The 25,496-nt window shown below is 69.3% G+C and carries 23 protein-coding genes; 12 read left to right on the top strand and 11 right to left on the bottom strand.

Annotated elements, in window-relative coordinates:
- Nucleotides 1-18 precede the first annotated feature (18 nt).
- The 3 genes from ACZ6IE_RS01890 to ACZ6IE_RS01880 form a co-directional block, all read right to left on the bottom strand.
- Nucleotides 19-1,434, bottom strand: coding sequence for a DHA2 family efflux MFS transporter permease subunit (locus ACZ6IE_RS01890; protein ID WP_464606529.1), 1,416 nt, complete (start codon nucleotides 1,432-1,434; stop codon nucleotides 19-21).
- Between the two features lie 153 nt (nucleotides 1,435-1,587).
- Entirely contained in the window at nucleotides 1,588-5,658 is a 4,071-nt protein-coding gene (locus ACZ6IE_RS01885; RefSeq protein ID WP_464606528.1) for a proline dehydrogenase family protein, read from the bottom strand.
- Nucleotides 5,659-5,755: 97 nt separating this feature from the next.
- On the bottom strand, nucleotides 5,756-6,124 hold the full coding sequence (locus ACZ6IE_RS01880; RefSeq protein WP_464606527.1) for a hypothetical protein: 369 nt from the start codon (nucleotides 6,122-6,124) through the stop codon (nucleotides 5,756-5,758).
- 151 nt (nucleotides 6,125-6,275) lie between these two features.
- Here ACZ6IE_RS01880 and ACZ6IE_RS01875 point away from each other — a divergent pair, with 151 nt between their 5' ends.
- Complete coding sequence (locus ACZ6IE_RS01875) at nucleotides 6,276-6,725, top strand: hypothetical protein (RefSeq protein ID WP_464606526.1); 450 nt, start codon at nucleotides 6,276-6,278, stop codon at nucleotides 6,723-6,725.
- Between the two features lie 27 nt (nucleotides 6,726-6,752).
- On the opposite strand, the gene ACZ6IE_RS01870 is transcribed toward ACZ6IE_RS01875, so the two are convergent.
- The 4 genes from ACZ6IE_RS01870 to ACZ6IE_RS01855 all read right to left on the bottom strand — a co-directional run bounded on the left by ACZ6IE_RS01870 (nucleotide 6,753) and on the right by ACZ6IE_RS01855 (nucleotide 9,982).
- A complete protein-coding gene (locus ACZ6IE_RS01870) occupies nucleotides 6,753-7,697 on the bottom strand; it encodes a DNA-3-methyladenine glycosylase family protein (RefSeq protein WP_464606525.1) in 945 nt (314 codons plus the stop codon).
- An 83-nt stretch (nucleotides 7,698-7,780) separates the two neighbouring features.
- The gene (locus ACZ6IE_RS01865; RefSeq protein WP_464606524.1) at nucleotides 7,781-8,794 is read right to left on the bottom strand and encodes a hypothetical protein; all 1,014 of its coding nucleotides are present in this window, start codon (nucleotides 8,792-8,794) and stop codon (nucleotides 7,781-7,783) included.
- A 104-nt stretch (nucleotides 8,795-8,898) separates the two neighbouring features.
- The gene (locus ACZ6IE_RS01860; RefSeq protein ID WP_464606523.1) at nucleotides 8,899-9,378 is read right to left on the bottom strand and encodes a PaaI family thioesterase; all 480 of its coding nucleotides are present in this window, start codon (nucleotides 9,376-9,378) and stop codon (nucleotides 8,899-8,901) included.
- Nucleotides 9,379-9,415: 37 nt separating this feature from the next.
- Nucleotides 9,416-9,982, bottom strand: a complete 567-nt coding sequence (locus ACZ6IE_RS01855) for an acyl-CoA thioesterase (protein ID WP_464606522.1) — start codon at nucleotides 9,980-9,982, stop codon at nucleotides 9,416-9,418.
- Between the two features lie 223 nt (nucleotides 9,983-10,205).
- Here ACZ6IE_RS01855 and ACZ6IE_RS01850 point away from each other — a divergent pair, with 223 nt between their 5' ends.
- The 10 genes from ACZ6IE_RS01850 (at nucleotide 10,206) to ACZ6IE_RS01805 (ending at nucleotide 19,933) form a co-directional block, all read left to right on the top strand.
- Nucleotides 10,206-11,261: an NAD(P)-dependent alcohol dehydrogenase gene (locus ACZ6IE_RS01850; RefSeq protein ID WP_464606521.1), complete on the top strand. Its 1,056-nt coding sequence runs from the start codon at nucleotides 10,206-10,208 to the stop codon at nucleotides 11,259-11,261.
- A gap of 173 nt (nucleotides 11,262-11,434) precedes the next feature.
- A complete protein-coding gene (locus ACZ6IE_RS01845; RefSeq protein ID WP_464606520.1) occupies nucleotides 11,435-12,439 on the top strand; it encodes an aldo/keto reductase family protein in 1,005 nt (334 codons plus the stop codon).
- 27 nt (nucleotides 12,440-12,466) lie between these two features.
- A complete protein-coding gene (locus ACZ6IE_RS01840) occupies nucleotides 12,467-12,718 on the top strand; it encodes a type II toxin-antitoxin system Phd/YefM family antitoxin (RefSeq protein WP_464606519.1) in 252 nt (83 codons plus the stop codon).
- Complete coding sequence (locus ACZ6IE_RS01835) at nucleotides 12,703-13,107, top strand: PIN domain-containing protein (RefSeq protein WP_464606518.1); 405 nt, start codon at nucleotides 12,703-12,705, stop codon at nucleotides 13,105-13,107. The genes ACZ6IE_RS01840 and ACZ6IE_RS01835 overlap by 16 nt, the downstream gene beginning before the upstream one ends.
- A gap of 2 nt (nucleotides 13,108-13,109) precedes the next feature.
- Nucleotides 13,110-14,462, top strand: a complete 1,353-nt coding sequence (locus ACZ6IE_RS01830; RefSeq protein WP_464606517.1) for a glycosyltransferase — start codon at nucleotides 13,110-13,112, stop codon at nucleotides 14,460-14,462.
- A 78-nt stretch (nucleotides 14,463-14,540) separates the two neighbouring features.
- Nucleotides 14,541-15,392: a DUF6518 family protein gene (locus ACZ6IE_RS01825; protein WP_464606516.1), complete on the top strand. Its 852-nt coding sequence runs from the start codon at nucleotides 14,541-14,543 to the stop codon at nucleotides 15,390-15,392.
- Nucleotides 15,393-15,432: 40 nt separating this feature from the next.
- Entirely contained in the window at nucleotides 15,433-16,326 is an 894-nt protein-coding gene (locus tag ACZ6IE_RS01820; protein ID WP_464606515.1) for a PIG-L family deacetylase, read from the top strand.
- 20 nt (nucleotides 16,327-16,346) lie between these two features.
- Complete coding sequence (locus tag ACZ6IE_RS01815; protein WP_464606514.1) at nucleotides 16,347-17,051, top strand: NUDIX domain-containing protein; 705 nt, start codon at nucleotides 16,347-16,349, stop codon at nucleotides 17,049-17,051.
- Between the two features lie 148 nt (nucleotides 17,052-17,199).
- Nucleotides 17,200-18,279, top strand: coding sequence for an inositol-3-phosphate synthase (locus ACZ6IE_RS01810; protein ID WP_464606513.1), 1,080 nt, complete (start codon nucleotides 17,200-17,202; stop codon nucleotides 18,277-18,279).
- A gap of 154 nt (nucleotides 18,280-18,433) precedes the next feature.
- Entirely contained in the window at nucleotides 18,434-19,933 is a 1,500-nt protein-coding gene (locus tag ACZ6IE_RS01805) for an anaerobic C4-dicarboxylate transporter family protein (RefSeq protein ID WP_464606512.1), read from the top strand.
- A gap of 49 nt (nucleotides 19,934-19,982) precedes the next feature.
- On the opposite strand, the gene ACZ6IE_RS01800 is transcribed toward ACZ6IE_RS01805, so the two are convergent.
- Both ACZ6IE_RS01800 and ACZ6IE_RS01795 read right to left on the bottom strand, forming a co-directional pair.
- Entirely contained in the window at nucleotides 19,983-21,098 is a 1,116-nt protein-coding gene (locus ACZ6IE_RS01800; protein WP_464606511.1) for an N-formylglutamate amidohydrolase, read from the bottom strand.
- 19 nt (nucleotides 21,099-21,117) lie between these two features.
- Nucleotides 21,118-22,227: a bifunctional 2-methylcitrate synthase/citrate synthase gene (locus tag ACZ6IE_RS01795; protein WP_464606510.1), complete on the bottom strand. Its 1,110-nt coding sequence runs from the start codon at nucleotides 22,225-22,227 to the stop codon at nucleotides 21,118-21,120.
- Nucleotides 22,228-22,377: 150 nt separating this feature from the next.
- Here ACZ6IE_RS01795 and ACZ6IE_RS01790 point away from each other — a divergent pair, with 150 nt between their 5' ends.
- Nucleotides 22,378-22,938, top strand: a complete 561-nt coding sequence (locus ACZ6IE_RS01790; RefSeq protein WP_464606509.1) for a DUF4190 domain-containing protein — start codon at nucleotides 22,378-22,380, stop codon at nucleotides 22,936-22,938.
- Nucleotides 22,939-23,024: 86 nt separating this feature from the next.
- On the opposite strand, the gene prpB is transcribed toward ACZ6IE_RS01790, so the two are convergent.
- Both prpB and ACZ6IE_RS01780 read right to left on the bottom strand, forming a co-directional pair.
- Complete coding sequence (gene prpB / locus ACZ6IE_RS01785) at nucleotides 23,025-23,924, bottom strand: methylisocitrate lyase (RefSeq protein WP_464606508.1); 900 nt, start codon at nucleotides 23,922-23,924, stop codon at nucleotides 23,025-23,027.
- A 19-nt stretch (nucleotides 23,925-23,943) separates the two neighbouring features.
- Nucleotides 23,944-25,467 (bottom strand): MmgE/PrpD family protein, encoded by a 1,524-nt coding sequence (locus ACZ6IE_RS01780; RefSeq protein WP_464606507.1) that lies wholly within the window; start codon nucleotides 25,465-25,467, stop codon nucleotides 23,944-23,946.
- Between the last annotated feature and the right edge of the window lie 29 nt (nucleotides 25,468-25,496).

The raw sequence follows: 25,496 nt of genomic DNA, 5'->3' as shown, positions 1-25,496 counted from the left end.
CTGCGGGCTGTCGGCGGCTTAGCCGATGGGCGCAGCACCGTTCTCTGCGCGGCTCGCGTCTGTGGCGGCGGCGCGGGGGTTGCGGATGCCGAACCACGACACCAGCCCACCGAGCACGAGCATGGCCGCGGTGGCGATCATGGCCCGATGCAGACCGTCGAGGTCGAGGCTCTCGCCGATGATGAGCGACGCGCACGCGATGGTGATGAGGCCGGCGATGCGCGACACGGCGTTGTTGACGGCCGAGCCGATGCCCGCCTGCGAGTCGGCGATGGCGCCGAGGATGGCGCTCGTCAGCGGCGCGACGGTGGCCGAAAGCCCCAGGCCGAAGAGGAGCAGACCCGGCAAGATCTGCGTCCAATAGTTGAGCTCGGGCGAGACACCGATGAGCAGCAGGAAGCCGACGCCCGCGACGATGGGGCCGACGGTCATGAAGAGGCGCGGCCCGAAGCGGCCCGACAGCGCGCCGAAGCGGCTCGACAGGAACAGCATGACGAGCGTCGGTGGCATGAGCGCGAGACCCGTGAGGAACGCCGACACACCCGCCACCTGCTGCAGGTAGATGGCGACGATGAAGAAGCCGAACGACAGCGCGCCGTAGATGAACAGCGTCGCGATGTTGCCGGCCGAGAAGTTGCGTGAACCGAAGAGGCCGAGGGGCATCATGGGGGCCGGCGCGCGACGCTCCCAGGCGATGAAGGCCGCCAGGCACGCTAGGCCCAGCACGAGGGGCAGCCAGACCACGGGGCTCGACCATCCCAAGCGGCCCTGCTCGATCAGGGCGAAGACGGGACCCGCCAAACCGAGCGCTCCCAATACGGCACCCACCCAGTCGATGCGGGCCGGATGCTCGGGCCGACCCTGGCCGCGCAGGCGGTGCAGCAACACGAGCGTGAACGCGATGGGCAGAACGTTGATGGCGAAGATCAGGCGCCACGAGACGGTATCGATGAGAAAACCGCCGAGCAGCGGGCCGATGATCATGGCCGTTCCGGTCCACGCCGTCCAGCTGCCGATGGCCTTCGCCTGCGGCACACCGTGGAAGGTCGAGATGATGAGGGCGAGCGAACTTGGCACGAGCAGAGCCCCCGCGGCCCCCTGAGCCGCTCTGGCACCTATCAGGATCTCGGCGGTCGGGGCGATCGCGCAGAGCACCGATGTGACACCGAACCCCACGAGCCCGACGCTCATCACGCGCACGCGCCCGAAAGCATCCGACAGCGAACCCGCCAACAGGATGAGGGCGCCCAGGGTGAGGAGGTAAGCATCGACCACCCACTGCTGCGTGGCGAGCCCCCCGCCCAGGTCACGATCGATGGAGGGCAACGCCACGTTGACGATCGACCCGTCGAGGAACGCGACGAACGACGCGAGGATGGCGATGATGAGCACGCGCCGCTCACGCGTCATCCCCCCGGAACGCGCGCCCGTCATGCCCGCACCAGACGCTCCCGCCGCAGACATCACAGCGATCGACTCTCGGATGCCGGGGCGCGATCTTCACTCATCTGCCCAGTATCCCCCTCCGACGGACGGGACGGGGCGTCGACCGCGGGGCTGTGGACAACTCAGCCCCGCGCCGCCTGTTTAGAGCACATCCTCCGACCACGTGTCGGCGTTGCCGAAACGGTGCGCCGTGATGGTGATCGACTGTTCGCGCAGGAACGGGAGGAGTTCGACGCGTCCCGCCGACGTGACGGCTCCCGAGTAGATCGCGAGGTCGGGGTCGCCCTCCACGATCACGGCGAGCGCCCGGTGCAGGGCGGTCCGTTCCGTTTCGGTGCCGACGATGCGCACGCGCGGGGGCCGCGTGTCTGCCGGTTCGCCGGTGACGATCAGCGGGGATGCTACGGGCGAGACATCCGCGTCGGCATTCGTTCGGGCGGCGTCTACCGGAGCGGCGGCGGGCGCGACGGGAGCGGGATCGACGGTGGCGCCTGCGCCGGTTTCGCCGACCTCGGCCGCATCGGTCTCGGCCCCGGTCCCGGCCTGGACCTCGCCGGGACGCGCCTCGGAGTCGCCGTCGTCGTCGAGCGGGATGTCGATGGGCGATGGCTTGTCGGGTTCGGGGGTTACCTCGGCGACAACGGCAGCCGCAGCACGAACGGCGGCGGCGTTTTCGCCGGCATCCGAATCTGCCCCAGCGCCAGCGCCAGCGCCCGCGCCCGGCTCAGCAGCCGGCGCAAACCGCGCGAGCCACTCGGCATCCGTCTCGACCGCCACCTGCACGCCGATCTCGCCGAGCACGCGCCGCACCGACGTGGGGATGCCGAGCGCCAGGCTCAACGTGAACGCACTGCGCGAACGCATGGCCGCGATGACGACGCGCAACACGTCGCCCAACTCGGCGTCGCGCGTCGACCGGATGGACACCGGCACGGGACGGTAGCGCAGCAGGTTGCGCTCGACGCCGAGGCCCGAGACATCCGTGGTCTCGCCGAAATCGGTGCCCCACACGATGGCGTCGGACAACGCCGAACGCCGCAACACGTCGAAGGCGCGGTAGTCGAGGGCCGGCTGGGCCGCCTCGATGAGCTTCACGATCTTGGGGTCGAGCCCGCGCAGATGCAACGTGGTCGACGCCGAACCGCTGTCGGGCTGCCACGAACCGAGCGCCGCCAGATAGTTCGGGCCGCCCGCCTTGGCTCCCGCGCCCACGGCAGAACGCTTCCAGCCGCCGAACGGTTGTCGCTGCACGATGGCGCCCGTGATGCCGCGGTTGACGTAGAGGTTTCCGGCCTCGACTGTTGCCGCCCAGACGCGCAGATCTTCGGGATCTTGCGTGAACAAGCCGGAGGTCAGCCCGTAGTCGACGTCGTTGACGAGCGCGATGGCGTCGTCGAGGTTCTTGGCGGTCATGATGCCGAGCGACGGTCCGAAGAACTCGGTGCGGTGGAAACGTGAGCCGGCGCTCACTCCGGTGCGCACGCCGGGTGACCAGAGCACGCCCGTCTCGTCGAGCTGTTTGGGCTTCACGAGCCAGTGCTCGCCCGCATCCAGCTCGGTCAGCGCCCAGAGCAGCTTCTCGGACGGCTGCTCGATGAGCGGCCCCATCTGCGATGCGGGGTCGCTCGGGTAGCCGACGCGCAGGCTCGACACCGCGTCGATGAGCTGCCGGCGGAACCGCTCGCTCTTCGCGACCGAACCCACCAGGATCACGAGCGAGGCGGCCGAACACTTCTGCCCCGCGTGCCCGAAGGCGCTCTTGACGATATCGGCGACGGCCAGGTCGAAGTCGGCACTCGGCGTGACCACGATCGCGTTCTTGCCACTCGTCTCGGCGAGCAAGGGCAGGTCGGGCCGCCAGGAGCGGAACAGGGCAGCGGTCTGCCACGCACCGGTGAGGATAACGCGGTCGACGGCCTCGTGGGCGATCAGACGCTGTCCGAGCTCGGCCTCGTCGACGTCGGCCAGCACGAGCAGGTCGCGCGGGATGCCGGCCTCCCACAGCGCCTCGCACAGCACGGCCGCCGTGCGGCGAGCCTGCGGCGCGGGCTTCAGAATGACGCCGGCACCGACGGCGAGCGATGCCAGCACCGAACCGGTGGGGATGGCGACCGGGAAGTTCCACGGCGGCGCGACGACGATGAGCCGCGGCGACACGAACCGCGCCCCGCGCACGGCGTCGAGTTCACGCGCCCGCGCGGCGTAGTAGTGCGCGAAGTCAATGGCCTCGGACACCTCGGGGTCGGCCTCGGCGATGGTCTTACCCGTTTCGGATGCCATCACCTCGAGCAGACGGTCGCGGTTGGCGGCGAGCGCGAGCCCCGCACGGTCGAGGATGGCGGCGCGCACGGCGGCCGGGCGGGCACCCCAGGTGGCCCCGACATCCCGAGCCTTTTCGACCAGGTCTTCGAGGTGGAACGCGTCGAGCACGCGCGCGGCCTCGATGGTGTCGCTGCCGATGGTGCTGTCGGGCACGCGGGCCAGCAGACGCGCGGCCCACTCGCGGTTGGCGGGCAGCGACGGGTCGGTGTCGAGGGCATTGACGAAACCGGGAGCGCCCAGCTCGGTCTTGGGCAGGCGGATCTCGGTGTCGGTCGTGTAGACCCGCACGGTGTCGAAGGGCGATTCGGTCTGGTGCCGTTTCGAGAGGCCGAGCACCTGCTCGGTCATGCCGAGCTCGACCGGCTGGTCGCCCTCAGGCTCGCGATACAGGGCGGTCGACGACGCCTTGCCGGGCGCGGGGGCGGCCTCGAGGGTCCACTCGGTCTCGCGGTTCTGGCGGCGGCGCGGCTCGGGCGTGAGCGACACGGTGGCGGCGTCATCCCCGTTCGCGTCGGCTTCGGCCACGGCGGCCACCTGTGCAACGGATGCTTCGAACCGCGATTTCTCGCGCTCGAACAACGTCGCATCGGTGCCCAGTTCGAAGACGGCCGACAGGAAGTTCTCGTTCGACGCATTCTCTTCGAGCCGCCGGATCAGGTAGGAGATGGCGACGTCGAACTCCTTGGGGTCGACGACGGGCGTGTAGAGCAGCAGCTGCCCGACATCCCGGGCCACGGCCTGCGCCTGACCCGTCGCCATGCCCAGCAGCATCTCCACGTCGACGCGGTCTTGCACCTTGCGCTTCTTGGCGAGCAGGTGCGCCCAGGCGATGTCGAAGAGGTTGTGACCGGCGATGCCGAGCTTCACGGCGGTCGTGCGCTCGCGCGTCAGCGACCAGTCGAGGATGCGCTTGTAGTTCGCGTCGGTGTCCTGTTTGCGGTCGAACGTGGCGAGCGGCCAGCCGTGCACGGTGGCGTCGACGTGTTCCATGGCGAGGTTGGCACCCTTGACGAGGCGCACCTTGATGGGCGCACCGCCGTCGGCGACCCGGGCCGCGGCCCAGTCCTGCAGCCGCTGCATGGCCGCGAAGGCGTCGGGCAGGTAGGCCTGCAAGACGATGCCCGCCTCGAGGGCTTTCAGCTGCGGCTGGTCGAGCAGGCGCTGGAACACGGCGATCGTGAGGTCGAGATCGCGGTACTCCTCCATGTCGAGGTTGATGAACTTGGGCCCGTCGGGTCCGCCCGCGAGCGCCAATTCGTAGAGCGGGGTCAGGCGTTCGACCACGCGCTCCACGGCGTCGTCGAAGGCCCACATCGAGAGCTGGGCGGCGATCGCCGACACCTTGATCGAGACGTAGTCGACGTCGTCGCGCGCCAGCAGGGTGCGCGTTCCCTCGAGGCGGCGGTCGGCCTCGTGGTCGCCCAGCACGGCCTCGCCCAGCAAGTTGAGGTTGAGCCGCGAGCCGTCGCCGCGCAGTCGGGCGATGGCGGGGCCGAGCTTCGCGGGGGTGGCATCGACCACGAGGTGGCCGACCATCTGGCGCAGCATCTTGCGCGCGAGCGGAATGACGACGGGCGGGATGACGGGGCCCAGTGTTCCGCCGGCGGCGATCATGGCGCGCAGGGGCACGGGCAAGAATCCGGGTGCGAGCTTGGCCACGCGCTGCAGGTTGTAGCCCGCGACGAACAGATCCTCGGGTCGCATGACGCCGTCGACGAAGCCCACCGCGAAGGCGAGCCCGTTGGGGTCTTTCAGCACCCCCGCCAGGCGTTCGGCCGCGGGATCGGCCGGGGCGTCGGCGGATTCGTCGAGCCACCGACGCGCGAGGACGATCGCTTCGGCGGTGAGTTGATCGGCACTCGAATCGGTGCCCGGCGAGGTCTGCGGCATAGTGCAGAGACTACGCCGAGAGCGCCTCAGGTCCGGGGCGGCACGCCCCGGAATGTCGGGCCTGTCGGCAGCTTTTCGGCTGGGGAGTGTTGCGCCCCTAGAAGACGTACAACTGCCCGAGCACCACGAGCACGATCACGAGCACGGCCACCGCGCCCGCGAGAATCGCCAGCGACCGCCCGTGCAGCCGGGCCACACCGAAACCGACGACGAACGGCAGCGCCGCGAACAGCAGTGTGAGCAGCCACCAGAACGCCGAGAACCCGGCGCGCGAGGCGTCGGCGAGTTCGCCGCCGAAGAGCCGCTGACTGAAGGGGTGCGTGGCGAACGCGAACGAGGCCGAGAGCGGAAGAGCGATGAGAACGCCTGTGACGACGCCGGCCAGAAGCCCCCACATGCCCTCTTTACCGGTATAGACGTCGAGCGTCTCTGCGTCGCGGGGGCTCTGTCTGCTCTGGGTGCTCATGCGGCGAGCCTAGCGGGATGCCGTCGCCACGCGCCACGGTTATGTGACTGCCGCTCGCAACCCCTCGACGCCGCTCGGCGCGTGCCACTACGGTTATGCCCAGACGGCTCCGGTGCCCCGACCGCGTCCGTCGGAAGAAGGCTGAAAAGGTATGCAGATTTTTCGTCGGTTCTCGCGCCGAAAAAACTCGCGCCGAAACGCTGCTGCACGGCGCGTCGATTCCCCGCAGCCCCCCGAGACCTCGCCGGAGCAGCCGGCCGAGGACATCGATCCCCGCACGGCCGCGCTCTCGCCCGACATCCCGCCCGCCGACACCCCGCATGCCCCCATCCGCTCGGGTCAGGACGCCGATGAGGTTCCCCGCGATCCCGCGCTGCGCGGCACCGCAACCGTCGCCCGCCTGACACCGTCCGGACCCGATCTCGACGGCGCTCGCGTCTACGACCTCCTGCTGAGCGTCGAACTGCCCGACCGCGAGCCCTACCAATTTCTGCACCGCCAGCTCATCGCTGATGCGTCCCTCGGGTCATGGAAACCGGGCTCGCAACTCTCGGTGCGCGTGCTGGCCGATAACCCCAACGACCTGATCGTGGTCGGCTGAGGGCTGCCGACGGCCGCCGCCCGCGGCCTAGTGCCCGCGGTGGTCTTGCACAGTCATCTTCGGGCCGTGGCGCTCCTTGTGGATGCCGCTCCGCAGGATGAGGCGGAGTACGCGCTGACGATGCCCGCGCCAGGGCTCGAGCAGCTCGAGCATGCCGTCGTCGTCGACCGGTGAACCCGTGAGGGCCACGCCGACCGTCGACGCCAGGTGATAATCGCCCACACTGACCGCATCGGGGTTGCCATGGGCGCGCAGCGTGACCTCGGCGGCCGTCCAGACGCCGACGCCCGGCAGGCTCATGAGTCGGCGCTCGGCCTCGGCATGGTCGGTGTCGAGCGTGCGTTCCAGTGCTTCGGCGAGACGCGCCGACCGCACGACGGTCTGCGAGCGCTGCGGCCCGACCCCCGCCTTGTGCCAGTCCCAACTGGGGATCAGGCGCCACCCCTCGGCGCTCGGTGCGACCATCATCCCCGCAGGAACGGGGCCGGGCGCGGGCTCACCGTAGCGGCGCACCAACAGGCGCCAGGCGCGCCAGGCCTCGAACGCCGTCACCTTCTGTTCCATCACGGCGGGCACGAACATTTCGAAGACCAGCCGGTTGCGCCCGATGCGCAGGCCGGGGTTGCGGCGGCGCACCTCGCTGAGCAGTGGGCTGGCCGACACGTCGAGGGCCGACCAGTCGTCGTCGCGGCCAAGCAATTCGGGCACGCCGTCGATGGCCCACTCGGCGCCGGGACCCCATGCGGCCGCGTCGATCTGCGCCACCCCGGAGGTGCCCCTGGCGCCCTGCGTCAACCGCAGGGAGGCGGGCCCGTGGGGCGTGCGCATCGTGAGCCAGACGCCGCCGGGAATGCGACGAAAACAGGGCCCGTCTCCCCCGCGCGCCATGAGCCACACGGCGTCGAGCAGCGCGACCGGTTCGGTCGGCGTGTAGACGGTGCGCACGCAGTCGGCGGCGAGGGTGTCGAACATGATGAGGACACCCTACGTCGTGACCACTGACATTCGGCCGGGTCGGGTCGCGCCCGTCGAAGAGGCGCCGGTCCGGTCCGGCATCAGCCCGCCGAGCGCGCCGACGAGAACCGCAGACCCGTCATACCGTTCGCCGGCCACGTGGCCGTCACGCCCGTGATCGTTGATTCCGAGCCATCCTCATCGGCACGGATGGTGATGCTCACGTTCGTCGTCACCTGCACGCCGCCTCGCGCAAACTGGTCGGGCGTCGCGCATCCGGCCGAGTAGCTCGAATCGGGTTGCACGAGAACGACGCAGATCTCGCCCTCGATGTCTTTCGCCGCATAGACCCGGCCCGTCCAGTCGGCGATCGATCCGGTCAGCAGCAGGCGGAACGAGTCCGCTCGAAAGTGATCGTCGCTCACGGTGTCGGGCGGCAGATCGCCCGACAGTTGGTTGCGGCTGAACTCGGCGAGCGCCTGCTGCGAGGCGAGCGCGCGCCAATCGGCGGCATCGTCGTCGGCGTCGGGCGTGGCGAGATCCGAGGCGCCGGCAGAGGCCCGGATGCCGTTCCCCTCCTGACCCCGATCGCTCGCCACGTTCGCGCCGACGCCGAACCCGACTCCGGTCGCGACGAGGACGACACCGCAGGCGAGCGCCACGGTCAGCGGTGTGAGACGAGCGCGGGCTTCCTGAAAACGACGCGATCGGTTCGCCCGATCGGTCCCGACCTCATCGTCCTGGTCGCTCGGGCCGCCGTCATCGCTCGAGAAGGGTGCGAACTGGAAGTCGCCGGTCAGAGGGGCGGATGCTTCCTCCGCCCGGCGGGCGCGCAGGTCGGCGGCGTGTCGTTCCGCGGCCTCCGATCGCGCCGTCCAGGTCGCGAGTTTCGCCTCGGCGACCGCGGCCAGCCAGGTCGCGTCACTCCCCGCCGACTCGGGCCGGGATGACTCGAGTGGACGGGTGCCGGCGAGCTGGGCGTCGATGCGTCGCAGCTCCTCGGCGGCACGCTCGCGCTCGGATTCGGTCGCGCTCACACCGGCCGTGCCGAACACCAACGCCTGCAGGTGCGCACGCCGAGCCGCGAGACCGACATCGGCCCGATCGTCATCCATCGTGCTGTCCTCCTGCGCGTCGTTGCGAGGGTGCAGATGCGCGGGCCACACGGCACCGCACACCTTCACTATGCACCCGCGATGTCCTGCGGAGAACCCCTTGCCTATCGCCCTTCGGGCAGCATGACGATCGTGGCCTGCGCCGATGCACATCGTCGTTCGGTCGGCGCGGGGGCAGCAGCGGCCGCATCGATCTCGCCAGCTTCAGCGGATGCCGGAGCCGCCGTGGTCGCCGCGAACACGTCGACGTGCACGACCGCCTGGCGCCGCGTGGAGTCGACGACGTGGGCGCGCGCCACCAGCTTGTCGCCGATGCCGGGTCGCAAATACGTGATGGTCAAAGCCGACGTGACAACGCGCGGCCCGAGCACCGTCGCGCCCGCGAACGTGGCCGTGTTGTCGGCCAGATAGGCGATCACACCACCGTGCACATAGCCGTTCTGCTGCAGATGGTGCGGCAGGATGTCGATGGCCATCGACGCGTTGCCGTCGCCGAAGTCGGTCATCTCGGCGCCGATGAACACGCTGAATGCCTGCGAGGCCAGCACGTCCTCTGCCGGGTTGCGGGAGGAGGTATCAGTCATGGGGTTCCTTCTGTTCAGCGCGGGATCGCCGCGCGTCTTACCTCTTCGACCATACGCTCGGTGCGGGGGTGTGCGTGTTCGGCAGCGCGACATCCGAACCCCACTGCAGCAGGAATTCGGGCACCTCGAGGCCCGCGGGTGGCTCGCCGATGACCTCGTGCAGTTCGGCGTTCGACACCGTGCCGCCTGACTTCTTCTTCAGCCGCCCGCGCACGAACGCCTGCGTATAGATCTCGCCGTCGACCACCACGCGGTGCTCGATGAAGATGGCCTTGTGGTCGTAGCCGATGACGCGCGACTCGATCACGAACGGTTGCCACAACCGCAGCGACCGCCGAAACGTGATGGTCTCGCTCGACACCACCGGATACCACCCGCGTTTCGAGAATTCGGCCCACAACCCCGACCGCACCAGCAGGTCGTAGCGGCCCAGGTCGAAGATCGACAGGTACACGCCGTTGTTCATGTGGCCGATGACGTCGAGATCGGTGGGCAGGGTGCGCACACGCAGGTGCCCCACGTCGTAGTGGCCGATCGTGCGACCCCGGCGCAGTCCCCGGTGCGACCGCAGGAACGTGAACAGGGTGCGGAAGAAGAGATGCATTCGAGGGATGCTACGCCCGCGGCATCCGCGCCTCTGCATGTCTGTGCCGAACCCACAATCGGCCCGAGCGCAAGGCCCCCACCCCTTGAGCGGATGCCACAGAATGCGCGAGTATCCTGACCAAGGCACATCGCCACACTCCCCCACCCTGCACGGCCGGCCGCACATCGCCAGTGGCTGGGCCCCCGGCTAGCGGGTGACCGTCGACTTAGTGAGGATCCTCATGACGACCACAATCAACGCAATCAAGAAGCCCAACGCCGAGGCTCCCTTCGAATTCGGCACCATCGAACGCCGCGACCCGCTCGAACACGACGTCGTCATCGACATCAAGTTCGCGGGCATCTGCCACAGCGACATCCACCAGGCCCGCGAAGAATGGGGCAAGGCCATCTTCCCGATGGTCCCCGGCCACGAGATCGCCGGCATCGTCACCGAGGTCGGCTCGGGCGTGACCAAATACAAGGTCGGCGACCGCGTGGGCGTCGGATGCTTCGTCGACTCGTGCCGCGAGTGCGAGAACTGCAAGGCCGGCGAAGAGCAGTTCTGCACGAAGGGCAACGTGGCCACCTACAACGGCCGCCAGTACTCGGGCGAAGAGACCTACGGCGGCTACAGCGACACCGTTGTGGTCGACGAGAACTACGTGCTCGGCATTCCCGAGGGCATCGACCTCGACATCGCGGCACCGCTACTGTGCGCGGGCATCACCACCTACTCGCCCCTCAAGCACTGGGGCGCCGGCCCCGGCAAGAAGGTCGCCATCGTCGGCATGGGCGGCCTCGGCCACATGGGCGTGAAGATCGCGGCGGCCCTGGGCGCCGAGGTCACCGTGCTCAGCCAGTCGCTCTCGAAGGAGGAGGACGGCAAGGCGTTCGGTGCGCACCACTACTACGCCACGAAAGACGCCGAGACCTTCAAGAAGCTGCGCGGCGAGTTCGACCTCATCATCAACACGGTCTCGGCCGATATCGATGTCGACGCCTACCTCTCCACGCTGGCCCTGAACGGCTCGATGGTCTTCGTGGGCGCGCCCGAGAAGCCGCAGTCGTTCCGCGCGTTCTCGCTCATCGGCGGGCGCCGCAGCCTCGCCGGCTCCAACATCGGCGGCATCCGCGAGACGCAGGAGATGCTCGACTTCTGCGCCGAGCACGGCATCGGCGCCACGGTCGAGGTCATCTCGGCCGACCAGGTCGACGAGGCCTATGACCGCGTCGTGAAGAGCGATGTGCGCTACCGCTTCGTGATCGACACGGCCACGATCGCCGCCTCGGCCTAGTCACCCCGCTGAGGCGATCGGCCTCGGTTCTCCCGAATGCCTCGGGCTCCCACTTCGTGTGCGGGCCCGGGGCATTCGTGTTGCCGGATGCGGCGCACCGCTCGCCCTGTCGCGCGCCGGGCCCGTTCGCGCAACCCCTGTGCCGGTCCCGCCGTGAGGAGAAGGATGGGGACATGGAATTCCGTTACCTCGGCCGCAGCGGCCTCAAGATCTCTGAAATCATCTATGGAAACTGGCTCACCCACGGGTCGCAGGTCGAGAACGAGACCTCGCTCAAATGCGTGCGGGCCGCTCTGGATGCCGGCATCACCACGTTCGACACCGCGGACACCTACGCCAACGGTGCGGCCGAGACCGTGCTCGGCGAGGCGCTGAAAGACGAGCGCCGAGCATCCCTCGAGATCTTCACCAAGGTGTACTTCCCGACCGGGCCCAAGGGCCCCAACGACACGGGCCTGTCGCGCAAGCACATCCTCGAGTCGATCGACGCCTCGCTCGAGCGCCTCGGCACCGACTACGTCGACCTCTACCAGGCGCACCGTTTCGACCACGAGACCCCGCTCGAAGAGACCATGCAGGCGTTCGCGGATGTCGTCCGCCAGGGCAAGGCGCTCTACATCGGCGTGTCCGAGTGGAACGCCGAGCAGCTGCGCGCCGGCCACGAACTCGCCACCGATCTCGGCATCCAGCTCATCTCGAACCAGCCGCAGTACTCGATGCTGTGGCGCGTGATCGAGGAGGAGGTCGTGCCCACCTCGGCCGAGCTCGGCATTTCGCAGATCGTGTGGTCGCCCATCGCCCAGGGCGTGCTGACCGGCAAGTACAAGCCCGGAGCCGACCTGCCGGAGGGCAGCCGCGCCACCGACGAGAAGGGCGGCGCCGACATGATCAAGCGCTTCCTCAACGACGAGACACTGACGGCCGTGCAGAAGCTTCAACCCGTGGCGGATGACCTGGGCATCACGATGGCGCAACTCGCCGTGGCATGGGTGCTCTCGAACGACAACGTCGCGGGAGCCATCGTCGGAGCGTCGCGCCCCGAGCAGATCGAGTCGAACGCCGCAGCATCGGGCGTGAAGCTCGACGCCGACGTCAAGAAGGCCGTCGACGAGGCGCTCGGTTCGCTGCCCGAAACCGACCCGTCGCAGACGAAGTCCCCGGAGAAGCGCCTGGCGTAAAGGACATGAATCAGATAATCTGATTCCATGCACATGCTCAGCGCAACCGAGGCCAGTCGGTCGTTCGCCGCCGTGCTCGACGATGCCGAGCACGGCGAGACGATCGTCATCACTCGTGGCGGCCGGCGAATCGCCACGATCGGTCCGGCATCCTCGAGCAACGGCGGAGCCTTCCTCGCCCTGCTGAAAGATCACCACGTCGACCCCGATTTCGCCGCCGACGTCGCGTCGGTCGACGAGGTCCTGGCCGAGGAGAGTGACGCATGGCCCGCCGACTGATCATCGATACGGGCGTGCTCGTGCAGGCCGAACGCGACGGGTCGTTCCTCGATGGGGTCGTCGCCGAGGATGACGACCTCGTGATCGCCGCAGTAACCGTTGCCGAGCTCCTGTTCGGCGTCGAGCTCGCGACCGACGAGCGGCGTCCGCGGCGCGAGCGGTTCGTCGAATCGATCATCCGCGAGATCCCCATCGAGGACTACGACGACGACGTGGCCGAAACCCATGCGCAGCTGCTCGCCCACACGCGCCGCGCCGGGAAGAAACGTGGCGCGCACGACCTGATGATCGCCGCGACCGCCTCGGTGACGCGGCGCACCCTGCTGACCACCGATCGCGCCGCGCACTTCGGCGAGCTGCCCGGGGTGCGCTGCATCGAGGTGGGCTAGGCGTGGTCTCGGCCCCTCGCCCCCGCGTTGCCCTCGTCTCCCTGCACACGTCCCCCCTGGCCACCGCCGGATCGGGCGATGCGGGCGGCATGAACGTCTATCTCCGCGCGTTGGCCGATGGTCTCGTCGCCGACGGATTCGAGGTGGATGTCCTGACCCGTCGCACGGCCGCCGACCAACGTCCCGTCACCACGCCGGGCGGCGCCCGCGTCCTGTTCCTCGACGCCGGGCCCGCTGAACCCGTGGCGAAGGAAGACCTGCCCGGGCTCATCGATGCGTTCACGGCGAGCGCCATCGACGCGGGCCCGTACGATCTCGTGCACTCGCACTACTGGCTGTCTGGGCTGGTCGGCGAGCGGCTGGCCGCGGCATCCGGGGCCCCGCACCTCGTCACGCTGCACACGCTCGCGGCACTGAAGAACGAGCTCCTGGCCGGCGGCGACACCCCGGAGCCTGAGGCTCGCGTTGCGGCCGAGCGAGCGCTCCTCGCCGCCGCCGGCGCCGTGATTGCCGTTTCCCAGGCCGAAGCCGACGCGGCCGTTCGCCTCGCGAGCGCCCAGCGCGAGCGCGTGCGCGTGGTTCTGCCCGGGGTCGACACGCAACTCTTCCGGCCGCCCGCCGCGGGCGAGCACGAGGACGAAGCGAGTCGTGACACGAATATGCGCCGTCCAACGGTCGTCGTAGCGGCGCGCGTCCAGCCGTTGAAGGGACAAGACCTCGCCATTCGAGCGATCGCGGCACTCCCCCGGGATCGCCGGCCGCAGCTCATCCTCGCCGGCGACGCCACGGCCAGCCACGCCGCCTACGTCGCGGCATTGCACGAACTCATCGAGAAATCGGGGCTGCGCTCAGCACGCGGCGACGATGCGCTCGACCACCTCATCGCTGCTCACACGACGGGTGACGGGCCCGATGCGGCGGCCGGCTCCGATGTCGAACCGGCTCCCGGCTCAGCGCCAGCTCGCGACGCCGACCCTGCCCGCGACGCCGACGTCCTCTTCGTGGGGCCGCTCGAGCGCGACCGACTCGCCGAGACGCTGCGCCGGGCCTCGGCCCTCCTCATCCCCTCACACTCCGAGACATTCGGACTCGTGGCGCTCGAGGCGGCGGCCAGCGGCATCCCGGTCATCGCGTCGCGCGTCGGCGGCCTGCCCGAAGCCGTCGGCGACAACGGCATCCTGCTCGACGACCGCAGTGCCGAATCGTGGGCGGCCGCCCTCGACGCGGTCCTCGCCGAGGCGCACGATGCCGCCGGTCGCGCCCGCCTGCAGTCCCGAGCCCTCGCCCACGCCGCCCCATTCCGCTGGGATGCCGTCGCCCACCGCATCGGCGACATCTACCGCTCACTCCTCTGAGTCGAATACATCCTCAGGTCTATGCGCATGCGCCGCAGGGCCGATGTGCGCGGGCCGCATCCTGACTTGACTGGGAGGATGACCTCCCTCACTCCGCACGTTCCGTCGGTGGCAGCGCCGACCACGGCCCACCCCACCATCGCGCGCGGAAGCCTGACCTATCAGGCCCCCGAAGCTCCGGCACGGCGCACGGTCGAGACGCCGTCGTCGGTCGAGCCGGCAGACGTCACCCAGCCTGGGGCGCGCGCGGAGGAAGCGCCCGTTACGTCGAGGCCGACACTGCCACCGACACCGACACCGCCGCAGGATGGCCGTCTCACCAGGCCTCGCCCCCTCTCCCGCGCACTCCTCCTCTCGGCCGTCGCCATCGCGGGCGGCCTCGTGGTCGGCGGCATCACGTCGTTCGGGCAGCTGTTGCCCGGCACGCTCAACTGGCTGGCCAACTCGGTGGCCGGATGGAGCATCCCCCTGATCCTGCTCGTGGCGTGGGCGCGCGGCGGCGTGTTGCGCTCGGCCATCACGGGCGGGCTCGTCTTCGTCGCGATGTCGCAGGGCTACGCGCTCGTGTCGACGCTTCGGGGTTATCCCGACCAGGGCATCCGGTGGGCGCTCATCGGCCTCGTCGCCGGGCCGGTGCTGGGTGCGGCGACGGCCCTGCTCCGGCACGAGAGTCGGCGCATCGTGGCGGTTGCCGCGGGAGTGCTCGGCGGCGTCATCCTGGGCGATGCCGCGCACGGTTTCGTCGCGACGCCCGCCGGCTGGGGGTCCTGGGTGATCGTCGCGAGCGGCGCCCTCGCCTTCCTCGTGGTCACGGCCATCATGCTTCTGCGATCCTGGCGCCCCACGCTCCTCCTCGCGGCCACGGCTGCGGTCGTCGCGTCGGCCTACGCCCTGCTGCTCGACCCGCTGCTCGGCCTCGTCTTCCGGTAACGGCGGCGGCGTCTCAGTCGACCTCGGGTAACATCGCCCGGTGACCTCAGAACCCGTCGAGTTGCTCGGCATCCGCCCCACCCGCGTCGCTTTCTTGCACGCCCACCCCGACGACGAGACGCTCGCGACCGGCCACCTGATCGCCTGGCTGACCGAGAGTGGATGCGAGGTGCACATCGTCACGGGAAGCCGCGGCGAACGCGGCGAGGTCGTTCCCGGCCCCCTCTCGGCCCTCGAAGGAACGCCCGCCCTCGTCGAGGAACGTGAGCGAGAACTCGAACGAGCCCTCAGCGCTTTGGCCGGCGACAGCGCCGCCGTTCACCACGTCTATCTCGGCGCATCGGGCGCCCGCGCCGCCGAACTGCCCGCGCGGCGCTACCTCGACTCGGGCATGCGCTGGGGAGCCGACGGTTTCGCCGAAGCCGACGGAACCGCCGACGCCCGCTCCTTGAGCCTCGCGCCCCTCGCCGAAGTGACGGCCGATCTGGTTGCCGCCCTCGACCGCATCCGGCCCGATCTCGTGGTCGGCTATGACGAGCGCGGGGGTTATGGTCACCCCGATCATGTTCGGATGCGTGAGGCCGGGTTCGCGGCAGCCCGCCAGCTCGAACTGCCCTTCGCCGAGGTCGTCGAGAGCCCCGCCGAGGCGGAGGCGTTCCACTTCGACGCGGCGCCCGAGGCCGAGACGGACCTCGTCGCAGCAGACCCCGCCGACTCCGGCGCTGCCACACCGAACGACGCACCCGTGCCGGTGCCGGCCGCGGCTGCACAGACCCGCGTCTTTCGCCGGGACTTCGCGGCGCAGCATCCGCGCGTCATGGCCGCGCTCGGCGCGCACCAGAGCCAGCTGCGCGTGGACGGCGACGACGTGGTGCACTCGGGTGGGCAGCGCCAACACGTGCCGAGCGTCGAGACGCTGCGCCTCGTGCGCTGACCCGCGCATACGATGGCGGCATGGCTTCCTTCCCGAATGACGAGTCCGCGACAGCATCCACCGACACCCCCTCACCCGGGGCGCTGACGCCCGACAGCCGCGGTCGCACGGGCCTGCACCTGACGGGCGCCGACCTCGACCGCAACCCCGATGTGCGCGTGCGCAACGTCGAAGTCGTCTCGGATGGATGGCACGTGCTGCGCCGCACGACGCTCGACTATCGCGGGCGCGACGGAGCCTGGGCCACCCAGCAACGCGAAACCTACGACCGCGGTAATGGTGCCACCATCCTGCTCTATGACCTCGAGGCGCGCACGGTTCTGCTGACGCGGCAGTTCCGTTTCCCCGCCTACGTCAACGACCACCCCGACGGCATGCTCATCGAAACGGCTGCCGGGCTGCTCGACGGCGATTCGCCCGAGACGGCGATCCGGCGCGAGGTGGCCGAAGAGCTGGGCGTGACCGTGGGACCCGTGCGGCCCGTCTTCGAGCTGTACATGAGCCCCGGTTCGGTCACGGAACGCGTGCACTTCTTCGTGGCGCCGTGGACGTCGGCCGATGTGACGGGCCCGGGCGGCGGTGTCGCCGACGAGGGTGAAGAGATCGAGGCCCTCACGATCCCGTTCGACGAGGCGTTGCGCATGACATCCGACGGGCGCATCGCCGACGGCAAGACCGTCATCCTGTTGCAGTGGGCGGCGCTCAACCTCTTCGCCGCCGCCTAGGGCGCAACGGAGTTATCCACAAGCCCCGCCGGCGGCCCGCCCGCACCCAGCCCATTGTTCTAGAGTGGGAAGTCGGCGACGAAGCCGCATCACAGAACGTTAACGAGAGTTCAGGCCGCAGAGTCGGCCGTTTAAGGATCAGAACCACATGGGTATTCGTGTTGCAATCGCCGGCGTCGGAAACTGTGCGAACTCACTCATCCAGGGCGTCACCTATTACGCCAACGCCGCAGACGACGAGACCGTCCCCGGCCTCATGCACGTCCGTTTCGGGCAGTATCACGTGCGCGACCTCGAGTTCGTCGCCGCGTTCGACGTCGACGCCAAGAAGGTCGGCCTCGACCTCGCCGAGGCCATCTGGGCCAGCGAGAACAACACCATGAAGTTCGCCGATGTCGCGACCACCGGTGTCGCCGTCAAACGCGGCCCCACGCTCGACGGCCTGGGCGAGTACTACCGCGAGCTGGTCGACGAGTCCGAGGCCGAGCCCGTCGACGTGGTGCAAGAGCTGCGCGATTCGGGTGCCGACGTGCTCGTCTGCTACCTGCCCGTCGGGTCCGAAGAGGCCGCGAAGTTCTACGCGCAGGCCGCCCTCGACGCGGGTGTCGCCTTCGTCAACGCCATCCCCGTGTTCATCGCCAGCGACCCCGCGTGGGCGCAGAAGTTCGTCGACGCGGGTGTTCCCATCGTCGGCGACGACATCAAGAGCCAGCTGGGCGCCACCATCACGCACCGCGTCATGGCCCGCCTGTTCGAGAGCCGCGGCCTGAAGATCGACCGCACCTACCAGCTCAACGTCGGCGGCAACATGGACTTCAAGAACATGCTCGAGCGCCGCCGCCTGCAGTCCAAGAAGATCTCGAAGACGCAGGCCGTGACCTCCAACATCGTCGAGAACCTGCCGGCCGACGATGTGCACATCGGCCCGAGCGACCACGTGCCGTGGCTCGACGACCGCAAGTTCGCCTACGTGCGCATCGAGGGCCGCGGCTTCGGCGACGCCCCCGTGTCGCTCGAGTACAAGCTCGAGGTGTGGGATTCGCCCAACTCGGCCGGCATCATCATCGACGCCGTCCGCGCCGCCAAGCTCGCGCTCGACGCCGGCCAGGGCGGCCCCATCGAGTCGGCATCGGCCTACTTCATGAAGTCGCCGGCCATCCAGCACCCCGACGACGAAGGGCGCGAGCTGCTCGAGGCCTTCATCGCCGAGACGCGCGCCGCCGAATAGCGAGCACAGCACCGAGCCTCGTCCCCCTGACGACGGGTCAGAATTACGCGGCCGTTTCGACCACCTACCGGGTGCGTTGAAACGGCCGCGGGTCTATGTTCTGAGGTAGCGGCGAAACCACCGACGGCTTCGCCCGGACCGGTTGGGGGCAGCCGTGGACACCGCACTCTTCATCCTGCAATTGCTCGTGGTGCTCGGCGCCATCGTCATGGGCACGCGATCGTCGGGGGTTGGCCTCGGTCTGTGGGGCGGCGCGGGCGTGGCCGTGCTCGTCTTCGTCTTCCGCCTGCCGCCCGGCTCGCCGCCCGTCGATGCGCTCCTGATCGTCATCTCGGTCGTCGTCGCCTCGTCGGTCATGCAGGTAGCGGGTGGCATCGACTGGATGGTGTCGGTCGCCGCCAAGCTCATCGCCCGCAACCCGAAGCAGATCACGCTCGTCGCTCCGCTCGTGGCCTTCCTGTTCTCGGTGGGTGCCGGCACGTCGAACATCCTCTACCCGCTGCTGCCCGTCATCCAGGATCTGTCCTACCGCAACGGCATCCGCCCCTCGCGCCCGCTCTCGTTGGCGGTCGTCTCGACGGGCGTGGCGCTGGCGTGCAGCCCCGTTTCGGCGGCCATGGCCGCCATGGTGACGCTTACGGATGTCGCACCCTACGACTTCGAGCTCATCGACATCCTGAAGGTGACGATCCCGGCCGCCATCCTCGGCATCGTGGTATCGAGTTTCGTGGTCGCGCGGCTCGGCAAGAACATCGCCGACGACCCCGAGATCCAGGCGCGCATCGCGGCGGGCACGATCCCCCCGCCCGAGGTCGGCGCGAACCCCGCACCGGGCGCAGGCGCGGGAACGGGCACGAGCACGGGCTCTCCTCGAGCGTCGACCGACCACAACCCGCCGACCACGGGCATCGCGGCCGTCGGCGCGCACAGCGTCACCCCCGCCGCCGGGCCGGCCGTCGTGCGCGGTCCCGGTTCGGCGCCGCTGCAGCCGGCCGTCACGGTCACACCGGCCGGTCGCAACGCCGCGCTCATCTTCTTCACGGGTGTTCTCGCCATCGTCGCGTTCGGGCTGTTCAAGGGTCTGCGCCCTCTCGACGGCGAGGGCGAACCCGTGTCGATGACGCCCATCATCGAGATCGTCATGTTCGTGGCGGCCACCATCATCCTGCTCGTCTCGCGTCCGCGCGTGTCCGAGGTGCCCACCACGACAGTGTTCCGCGCCGGCATGGTGTCGGCCGTGGCACTGTTCGGGCTCGCCTGGCTGACCGACACGTTCCTGAGCGCCCACACCGAAGAGATCGCGAACAGCGTCGGATCGCTCGTGCAGGCCGTCCCGGCGATCTTCGCGCTGGGCGTGTTCCTCGTGTGCGTGCTGACGACCAGCCAGTCGACCGCCACCCGCACGATCGTGCCTATCGGTCTGGCGGCCGGCATCCCGCTCGGTCTGCTGTCGGGCATGTGGGCGGGAGCCTTTGCCGGCATCTATCTGCTGCCCACCAATGGCTCGCAGATCGCCGCCGCCAACTTCGACGTGTCGGGCAGCACGAGGCTCGGCACCAAGCTCGTCGATCACGCGTTCTTCCTACCCACGCTCATCCTCGCGGTCACGACGATCGCCTTCGGGGCCCTGTTCGGCGTGCTGTGGGGCGGATGACGACGGATGCGTCGAAGCGCCTTCGTCGTGCGCGGGCAGCCGCCGCGGGCTAGAGCCGCCGGTATCGAGCCCAGGCGTCGCGACAGGCGTGCGCCAGCCGGTCCACGTGGTCGAGGTCGGGTTCGACCCATCCGACGCCCGGCCGACGCAGGATCTCGGCGTTGGCCTCGCCGAGCAGATACTCGCGCAAGAACTCGGCCTGCACCGCATCCAGTTGGGCGCCCGTAGCCGAGGCGGCCTCGGCGAGATCGCCGAAACGAGCCCCCGCGCGAATGATCTCCTGGCTGCCGAGATAGGGCTTGTTCAGGGCGACATCGCTCGCCGCCCGCACCCCGAAGGCCGCGCGATGGGCTTCGGCCAGTGCGCGGACGCTGTCGGGATGCATCGTCACACCCATCGAGGCGTCCTCACCGCGCCGCTCCCCCCGCTCGTCGCCCCGGTTCGAGAGCGCCACGACGGCCGGCAACCGGTCGGCCTCGGCGCGCGGAACGTTCACCGCACCGTCCCGCGTCGTCGTCGTATTCATGGTGTCGTGGAAGGACAGCGTCGTGAAGCGCGTGCCCGCGTCGATCGCGCGCGCGGCGAAACGTTCGAGCAGGTCGTCGCGGGTGCGCTCATAGACGTCGACGCCCCGGGTGCCGGCGTCCTCGAAGGCGCGCGTCAGGCGCTCGATCTCGGCCTCGGTCTCGTCGGCCGAGACCCGCAGCAGTGGAAAGAACGAGAACGTGACGGGGCGGATGGCGTCCACGCCCGTGAGATCGACGCGTTCGAACGGCCCCGCGGCGCGCACCCGCGCCAACGCTTCGGCGAGGGAGGCGCGCAGGTCGGCGGGGCGCGCACGGTTGGGGTCGCGCACCAGCCGCGGATGCGGATTCTCGACCACCACGATGCTCTCGTCGATCTCGGCCCAGCGGCGCACCACCGGACTCGTCGACTGGTCGGTGAAATCGAATTGCAGCCGCCGAGTGAATTCGGGCGCGAGAAACTCTCGCAATTCGCCCGGGATGAGCGAACCGGCGTGCGGCGCGCTGACGAGCACATCCGCGCGCGCGATTGCCTCGTCGAGCGTCGTACCGGCGTCCTTGCCGGCCCAGAGCACGATGTGGGCGGGCGCGAAACGCGTGCCCGGTTCGAGAAACAGCGGTTCGGCGTCTGAGGCGGCCATGATGATGCCGGGCCGAGCCCTAGAGGTGCCGCTCGTCGGGCCCGTTGTACTCCGACAGGGGGCGGATGAGGGCGTTCGACGCGAGTTGTTCGCGAATGTGGGCCGTCCACCCGACCACGCGCGCGGCCACGAAGAGCGGCGTGAACGTGCCCGTGTCGAAACCCATCAGGCGATAGGCCGGACCCGAGGGGTAGTCGAGGTTCGGCTTGATGTTCTTGCGTTCCTGCATGGCCGTCTCGAGCGTCTCGTAGAGGTCCATCAGGTCGCGCTCCCCCGACGCCTCGACCAACGTCTCGAGGGAGGCTCGCATGGTGGGCACGCGCGAGTCGCCGTTCTTGTAGACCCGGTGACCGAAGCCCATGATCTTGCGTTTGGCCGCGAGCGCCTCGTCGAGCCAGGCCGGGGCGGATGCGGCATCCCCGATCTCGTCGAAGACGTGCATGACGGCCTCGTTGGCACCACCGTGCAGCGGGCCCTTGAGTGCGCCGACCGCGGCTGTGACCGCCGAGTAGAGGTCGGCGAGCGTGGACGTGACGACGCGCGCCGTGAAGGTCGACGCGTTGAAGGAATGCTCGGCATACAGGATCATCGACACCGTGAAGGCGTGGACGATCTCGCGCGACGGCACCTCGCCGAAGGTCATGAAGAGGAAGTTCTCGGTGTAGCCGAGGTCGTCGCGCGGCTCGATCAGCGAGTCGCCCCGCCGGCGGCGCTGGTCATAGGCCACGATGGCGGGCAGCTGAGCGAACAGGCGGATGGCCTGGCGCAACGTGTTGGCGTCGCTCAGGTCCTCGGCGCTCGCGTCTGTCGCCCCGATGGCACTCACGGCCGTGCGCACGACATCCATGGGGTGCGCGCTCGTCGGCAGCAGGTCGATGACGGCCCGCACGCGGTTGTCGAGGGCCCGCTGCGTACGCTCGCTCTCTTCGAAATCGGCCAGCTGTTCGAGCGAGGGAAGCTCACCGTGCCACAGCAGATAGGCGACCTGTTCGACGCTGCAGGACGCGGCCAGCTCCTGCACGGGATAGCCCCGATAGAGCAGCGAATTCGTCTCGGGATTCACCTTCGAGACGGCGGTGTAGTCGACGACGACCCCCGCCAAACCCTTCTTGATATCGGGCTCGGCCATGTCTGCTCCCTTGCATTCGACCGGGTGGATGCCCACCCACCCCTGCATGCTACCCGCCGACGCCCGGAAGAGGTTGGCGGATGTCGGGGCCCCGCGCTCCGACCGCGCGACGCCCCGGCACGCTAAGGTCACAGTCAGAAAGGGGAATCCATGTCACAGAACGACCCGAACGGAACGCCTTCGAACGAGGGCCACAATTCGCAGCCTCCCGCCTACCCGCAGAGCGGTCAGCAGGGCCAGGGCCAGTACGGCCAGCCCGGCCAGGGGCAGCACGGTGAGCAGTACGGCCAGCAGCCCCAGTACGGCCAGCAGCCCCAGTACGGTCAGCAGCCCCAGCAGTACGGCGGCCAGCCCAACGCTCCGCAGTACCCGCAGCAGGGCGGCTACCCCGGCCCCGGCCAGAACCAGGTCCAGTCCTCGTCCTACCCGGGCAAGGTTCTCGGTATCGTCGGCCTCGTGGTGTCGTTCCTCGGCGCCCTCTCCATCATCGGCCTGATCCTCAGCATCGTCGCCTTCGTGCAGTCCAAGAAGGCGGGCCGCAAGAACGGCGTCGCCCTCGCGGGCATCATCGTGGGTTCGATCGTCACGATCCTCGTGATCATCGGTTTCATCGCGATCGGTGGCGCCATCGCGCACGTCGTCGAATACTGCGCCGAGCACGGTAACGGCACGTTCGTCGAGGACGGCGTGACCTACACCTGCGGCAGCTAGCAGCACCCGCACACCGCAGAAACGCCCGCCCCGAGCATCCGGGGGCGGGCGTTTCTGCGTGCAGCGGCCAGAAGCGAGGCGGCCGGCTATTTTTCGATGCGGAACGTGTAGACCGAGTTGTCGAAATGGTTGTAGCCCTCATAGTCGATGAGGTCGTAGAGGTCGGCGCGATGCTGCATCTGGCCGAGCTGCGACGACAGCGTGCCCACGTCGTTGAGCGTGTCGAGCGCGCGTTCGGCGGCGCCGACGGCCATGCGCAGCAGCGACACGGGCCAGATGACGATGTTGACGCCCACCGACGCGAGCTGCTCGGTCGTGAACAGCTCACTCTTGCCGAACTCGGTCATGTTGGCGAGGATCGGCACGTCGACGGCCCGGCGCACGGCCTCGAACTCGGCGAGGTCGCGCATGGCCTCGGGGAAGATGGCGTCGGCTCCGGCATCCACCAACGCTTTGGCGCGGTCGATGGCGGCATCGAGACCGTCGACGGCGCGGATGTCGGTGCGCGCCATGATGAGGAAGTTGGGGTCGCGGCGCGCATCGACGGCGGCCCGGATGCGCTTGAGCGCCGTCTGCTCGTCGACCACCTGTTTGCCGTCGAGGTGTCCGCAGCGTTTCGGGTTGACCTGGTCTTCGATGTGGGTTCCGGCCAGGCCCGCATCTTCCAGCTCTTGGATGGTGCGCGCCACGTTCATGGGCTCGCCGAAACCGGTGTCGGCGTCGACGATGGCGGGCAGCTCGGTCATGCGGGCGATCTGTTTCGAGCGCCCGGCCACCTCGCTCAGCGTCGTGAGCCCGATGTCGGGCAGGCCGAGGTCGGCGCTCAGAACCGCGCCCGAGATGTAGACGCCGTCGAAGCCTTTGCGTTCGATCAGGCGGGCGGTCAGGGGGTTGAAGGCGCCGGGAAACCGCAGCAGCTCACCCGTGGCGAGTCGCTCGCGGAACAGGCGGCGCTTCTCGGCGGGCGATGTGGTGGCGTAGAGCATTGTTCTCCTTCTGGGCCGTTTAGAAGAGGCCGTGCGGCGGTTCGATCGACGCGAGCACGCCGGGGGCGGCCTGGATGGTGAGCTGACCCACCTCGTCGGCCGTGAGAACGGGCAGCCGCTCGGCGAGCGCGAGGAAGCGCTCGATCTCGCTCTCCTCGAGCACGGGGGCGGCGAGCATCCGGAATTTGGCGATGTAGTCGGCGCGACCGAACGGGCGGGCGCCGAGGGGGTGCGCGTCGGCGACGGCGATCTCGTCGACGATGCGCGTGCCGTCGGTCAGCTCGATCTCGACGCGGCCGCCGAAGGCCTTCTCGGCGGGGTCGGTCGAGTGGTAGCGGCGCGTCCATTCGGGGTCTTCGGCCGTGGTGATCTTGTGCCACAGTTCGACGGTGTCGGGGCGCGCGGCGCGGGCCGGCGTGTAGGAGTCGACGTGGTGCCACGCGCCGTCTTGCAGCGCGACGGCGAAGATGTAGGGCACCGAATGGTCGAGGGTCTCGCGCGTTGCCTGGGGGTCGTACTTCTGCGGGTCGCCCGCACCCGACCCGATCACGTTGTGGGTGTGGTGCGACGTGTGGATGACGATGCGCTCGACGTTGGCCGGGTCGGCGAGTTCGGGGTGGCTGCCGTGCAGGCGGCGGGCCAGGTCGATGAGCGCCTGCGCCTGGTATTCGGCGGAGTGTTCTTTCGTGTAGCTGTCGAGGATGCTGCGCTTCTGCTCGCCCGCATCGGGCAGCCACACCTCGTAGGACGCCTCGGGCCCGCCCAGCATCCAGGCGATGACACCGTCTTCGCCCTCGTAGATGGGCACGGGCGACGTCTGCCCGCGCATGGCCCGGTCGACGGCCTCGATGGCCATCTTGCCGGCGAAGGCGGGGGCGTGCGCCTTCCACGTGGAGATCTCACCCTTGCGCGACTGGCGCGTGGCCGTGGTGGTGTGCAGCGCCTGGCCGACCGCCTGGAAGATCGTCTCGGCGGGCAGGCCGAGCAGCGTGCCGATGCCCGCGGCGGCCGAGGGGCCGAGGTGCGCGACGTGGTCGATCTTGTGGGCGTGCAGGCTGATGGCCCGCACGAGGTCGATCTGGATCTCGTAACCCGTCGCGATGCCGCGCACGAGGTCGTGGCCGGTGGCACCCACGTGTTGCGCGACGGCGACGATGGGCGGAATGTTGTCGCCCGGGTGCGAATACTCGGCCGCGAGGAATGTGTCGTGGTAGTCGAGTTCACGCACCGCGACGCCGTTCGCCCACGCGGCCCACTCGGGCGACACGCGACGCGAGGCCGCCGGGCCGAATACGGTGGCACCCTGGCCGCCCACCGACACGGGGTGCGCGAGCGCCTGCGACCGGGCCGAGACGACGGGCGAGCGCGTGAGGGATGCCGCAGCCACCGCGGCATTGTCGATCACGCGGTTGATCACCATCTCGGTGACCTCGTCGCTCACCGCCACATCGTCGACGGCGACCTGGGCGATCTTCCAGGCCAGCTGCTCGGAGCGCTCGAGGTTGTCGTCGCTCGGATGGGTGCGAACGGTGGTCGTAGACATCGGGTGAAGCCTTTCGTGGGAGGAGCGGT

The sequence above is a fragment of the Okibacterium sp. AC114 genome (genome assembly GCF_979253355.1).
This window is presented reverse-complemented; position numbering and strand designations above follow the sequence as displayed.

Coding starts and splice junctions, on each gene's coding strand:
- ACZ6IE_RS01840 (WP_464606519.1), top strand. CDS start 12,467: ATGCACATGCTCAGCGCAACCGAGGCCAGTCGGTCGTTCGCCGCCGTG.
- ACZ6IE_RS01865 (WP_464606524.1), bottom strand. CDS start 8,794: ATGGATGACGATCGGGCCGATGTCGGTCTCGCGGCTCGGCGTGCGCAC.
- ACZ6IE_RS01810 (WP_464606513.1), top strand. CDS start 17,200: ATGGGTATTCGTGTTGCAATCGCCGGCGTCGGAAACTGTGCGAACTCA.
- ACZ6IE_RS01780 (WP_464606507.1), bottom strand. CDS start 25,467: ATGTCTACGACCACCGTTCGCACCCATCCGAGCGACGACAACCTCGAG.
- ACZ6IE_RS01835 (WP_464606518.1), top strand. CDS start 12,703: ATGGCCCGCCGACTGATCATCGATACGGGCGTGCTCGTGCAGGCCGAA.
- ACZ6IE_RS01825 (WP_464606516.1), top strand. CDS start 14,541: ATGACCTCCCTCACTCCGCACGTTCCGTCGGTGGCAGCGCCGACCACG.
- ACZ6IE_RS01815 (WP_464606514.1), top strand. CDS start 16,347: ATGGCTTCCTTCCCGAATGACGAGTCCGCGACAGCATCCACCGACACC.
- ACZ6IE_RS01870 (WP_464606525.1), bottom strand. CDS start 7,697: ATGTTCGACACCCTCGCCGCCGACTGCGTGCGCACCGTCTACACGCCG.
- ACZ6IE_RS01860 (WP_464606523.1), bottom strand. CDS start 9,378: ATGACTGATACCTCCTCCCGCAACCCGGCAGAGGACGTGCTGGCCTCG.
- ACZ6IE_RS01790 (WP_464606509.1), top strand. CDS start 22,378: ATGTCACAGAACGACCCGAACGGAACGCCTTCGAACGAGGGCCACAAT.
- ACZ6IE_RS01800 (WP_464606511.1), bottom strand. CDS start 21,098: ATGGCCGCCTCAGACGCCGAACCGCTGTTTCTCGAACCGGGCACGCGT.
- ACZ6IE_RS01890 (WP_464606529.1), bottom strand. CDS start 1,434: ATGACGGGCGCGCGTTCCGGGGGGATGACGCGTGAGCGGCGCGTGCTC.
- ACZ6IE_RS01795 (WP_464606510.1), bottom strand. CDS start 22,227: ATGGCCGAGCCCGATATCAAGAAGGGTTTGGCGGGGGTCGTCGTCGAC.
- prpB (WP_464606508.1), bottom strand. CDS start 23,924: ATGCTCTACGCCACCACATCGCCCGCCGAGAAGCGCCGCCTGTTCCGC.
- ACZ6IE_RS01885 (WP_464606528.1), bottom strand. CDS start 5,658: ATGCCGCAGACCTCGCCGGGCACCGATTCGAGTGCCGATCAACTCACC.
- ACZ6IE_RS01850 (WP_464606521.1), top strand. CDS start 10,206: ATGACGACCACAATCAACGCAATCAAGAAGCCCAACGCCGAGGCTCCC.
- ACZ6IE_RS01855 (WP_464606522.1), bottom strand. CDS start 9,982: ATGCATCTCTTCTTCCGCACCCTGTTCACGTTCCTGCGGTCGCACCGG.
- ACZ6IE_RS01880 (WP_464606527.1), bottom strand. CDS start 6,124: ATGAGCACCCAGAGCAGACAGAGCCCCCGCGACGCAGAGACGCTCGAC.
- ACZ6IE_RS01875 (WP_464606526.1), top strand. CDS start 6,276: ATGCAGATTTTTCGTCGGTTCTCGCGCCGAAAAAACTCGCGCCGAAAC.
- ACZ6IE_RS01845 (WP_464606520.1), top strand. CDS start 11,435: ATGGAATTCCGTTACCTCGGCCGCAGCGGCCTCAAGATCTCTGAAATC.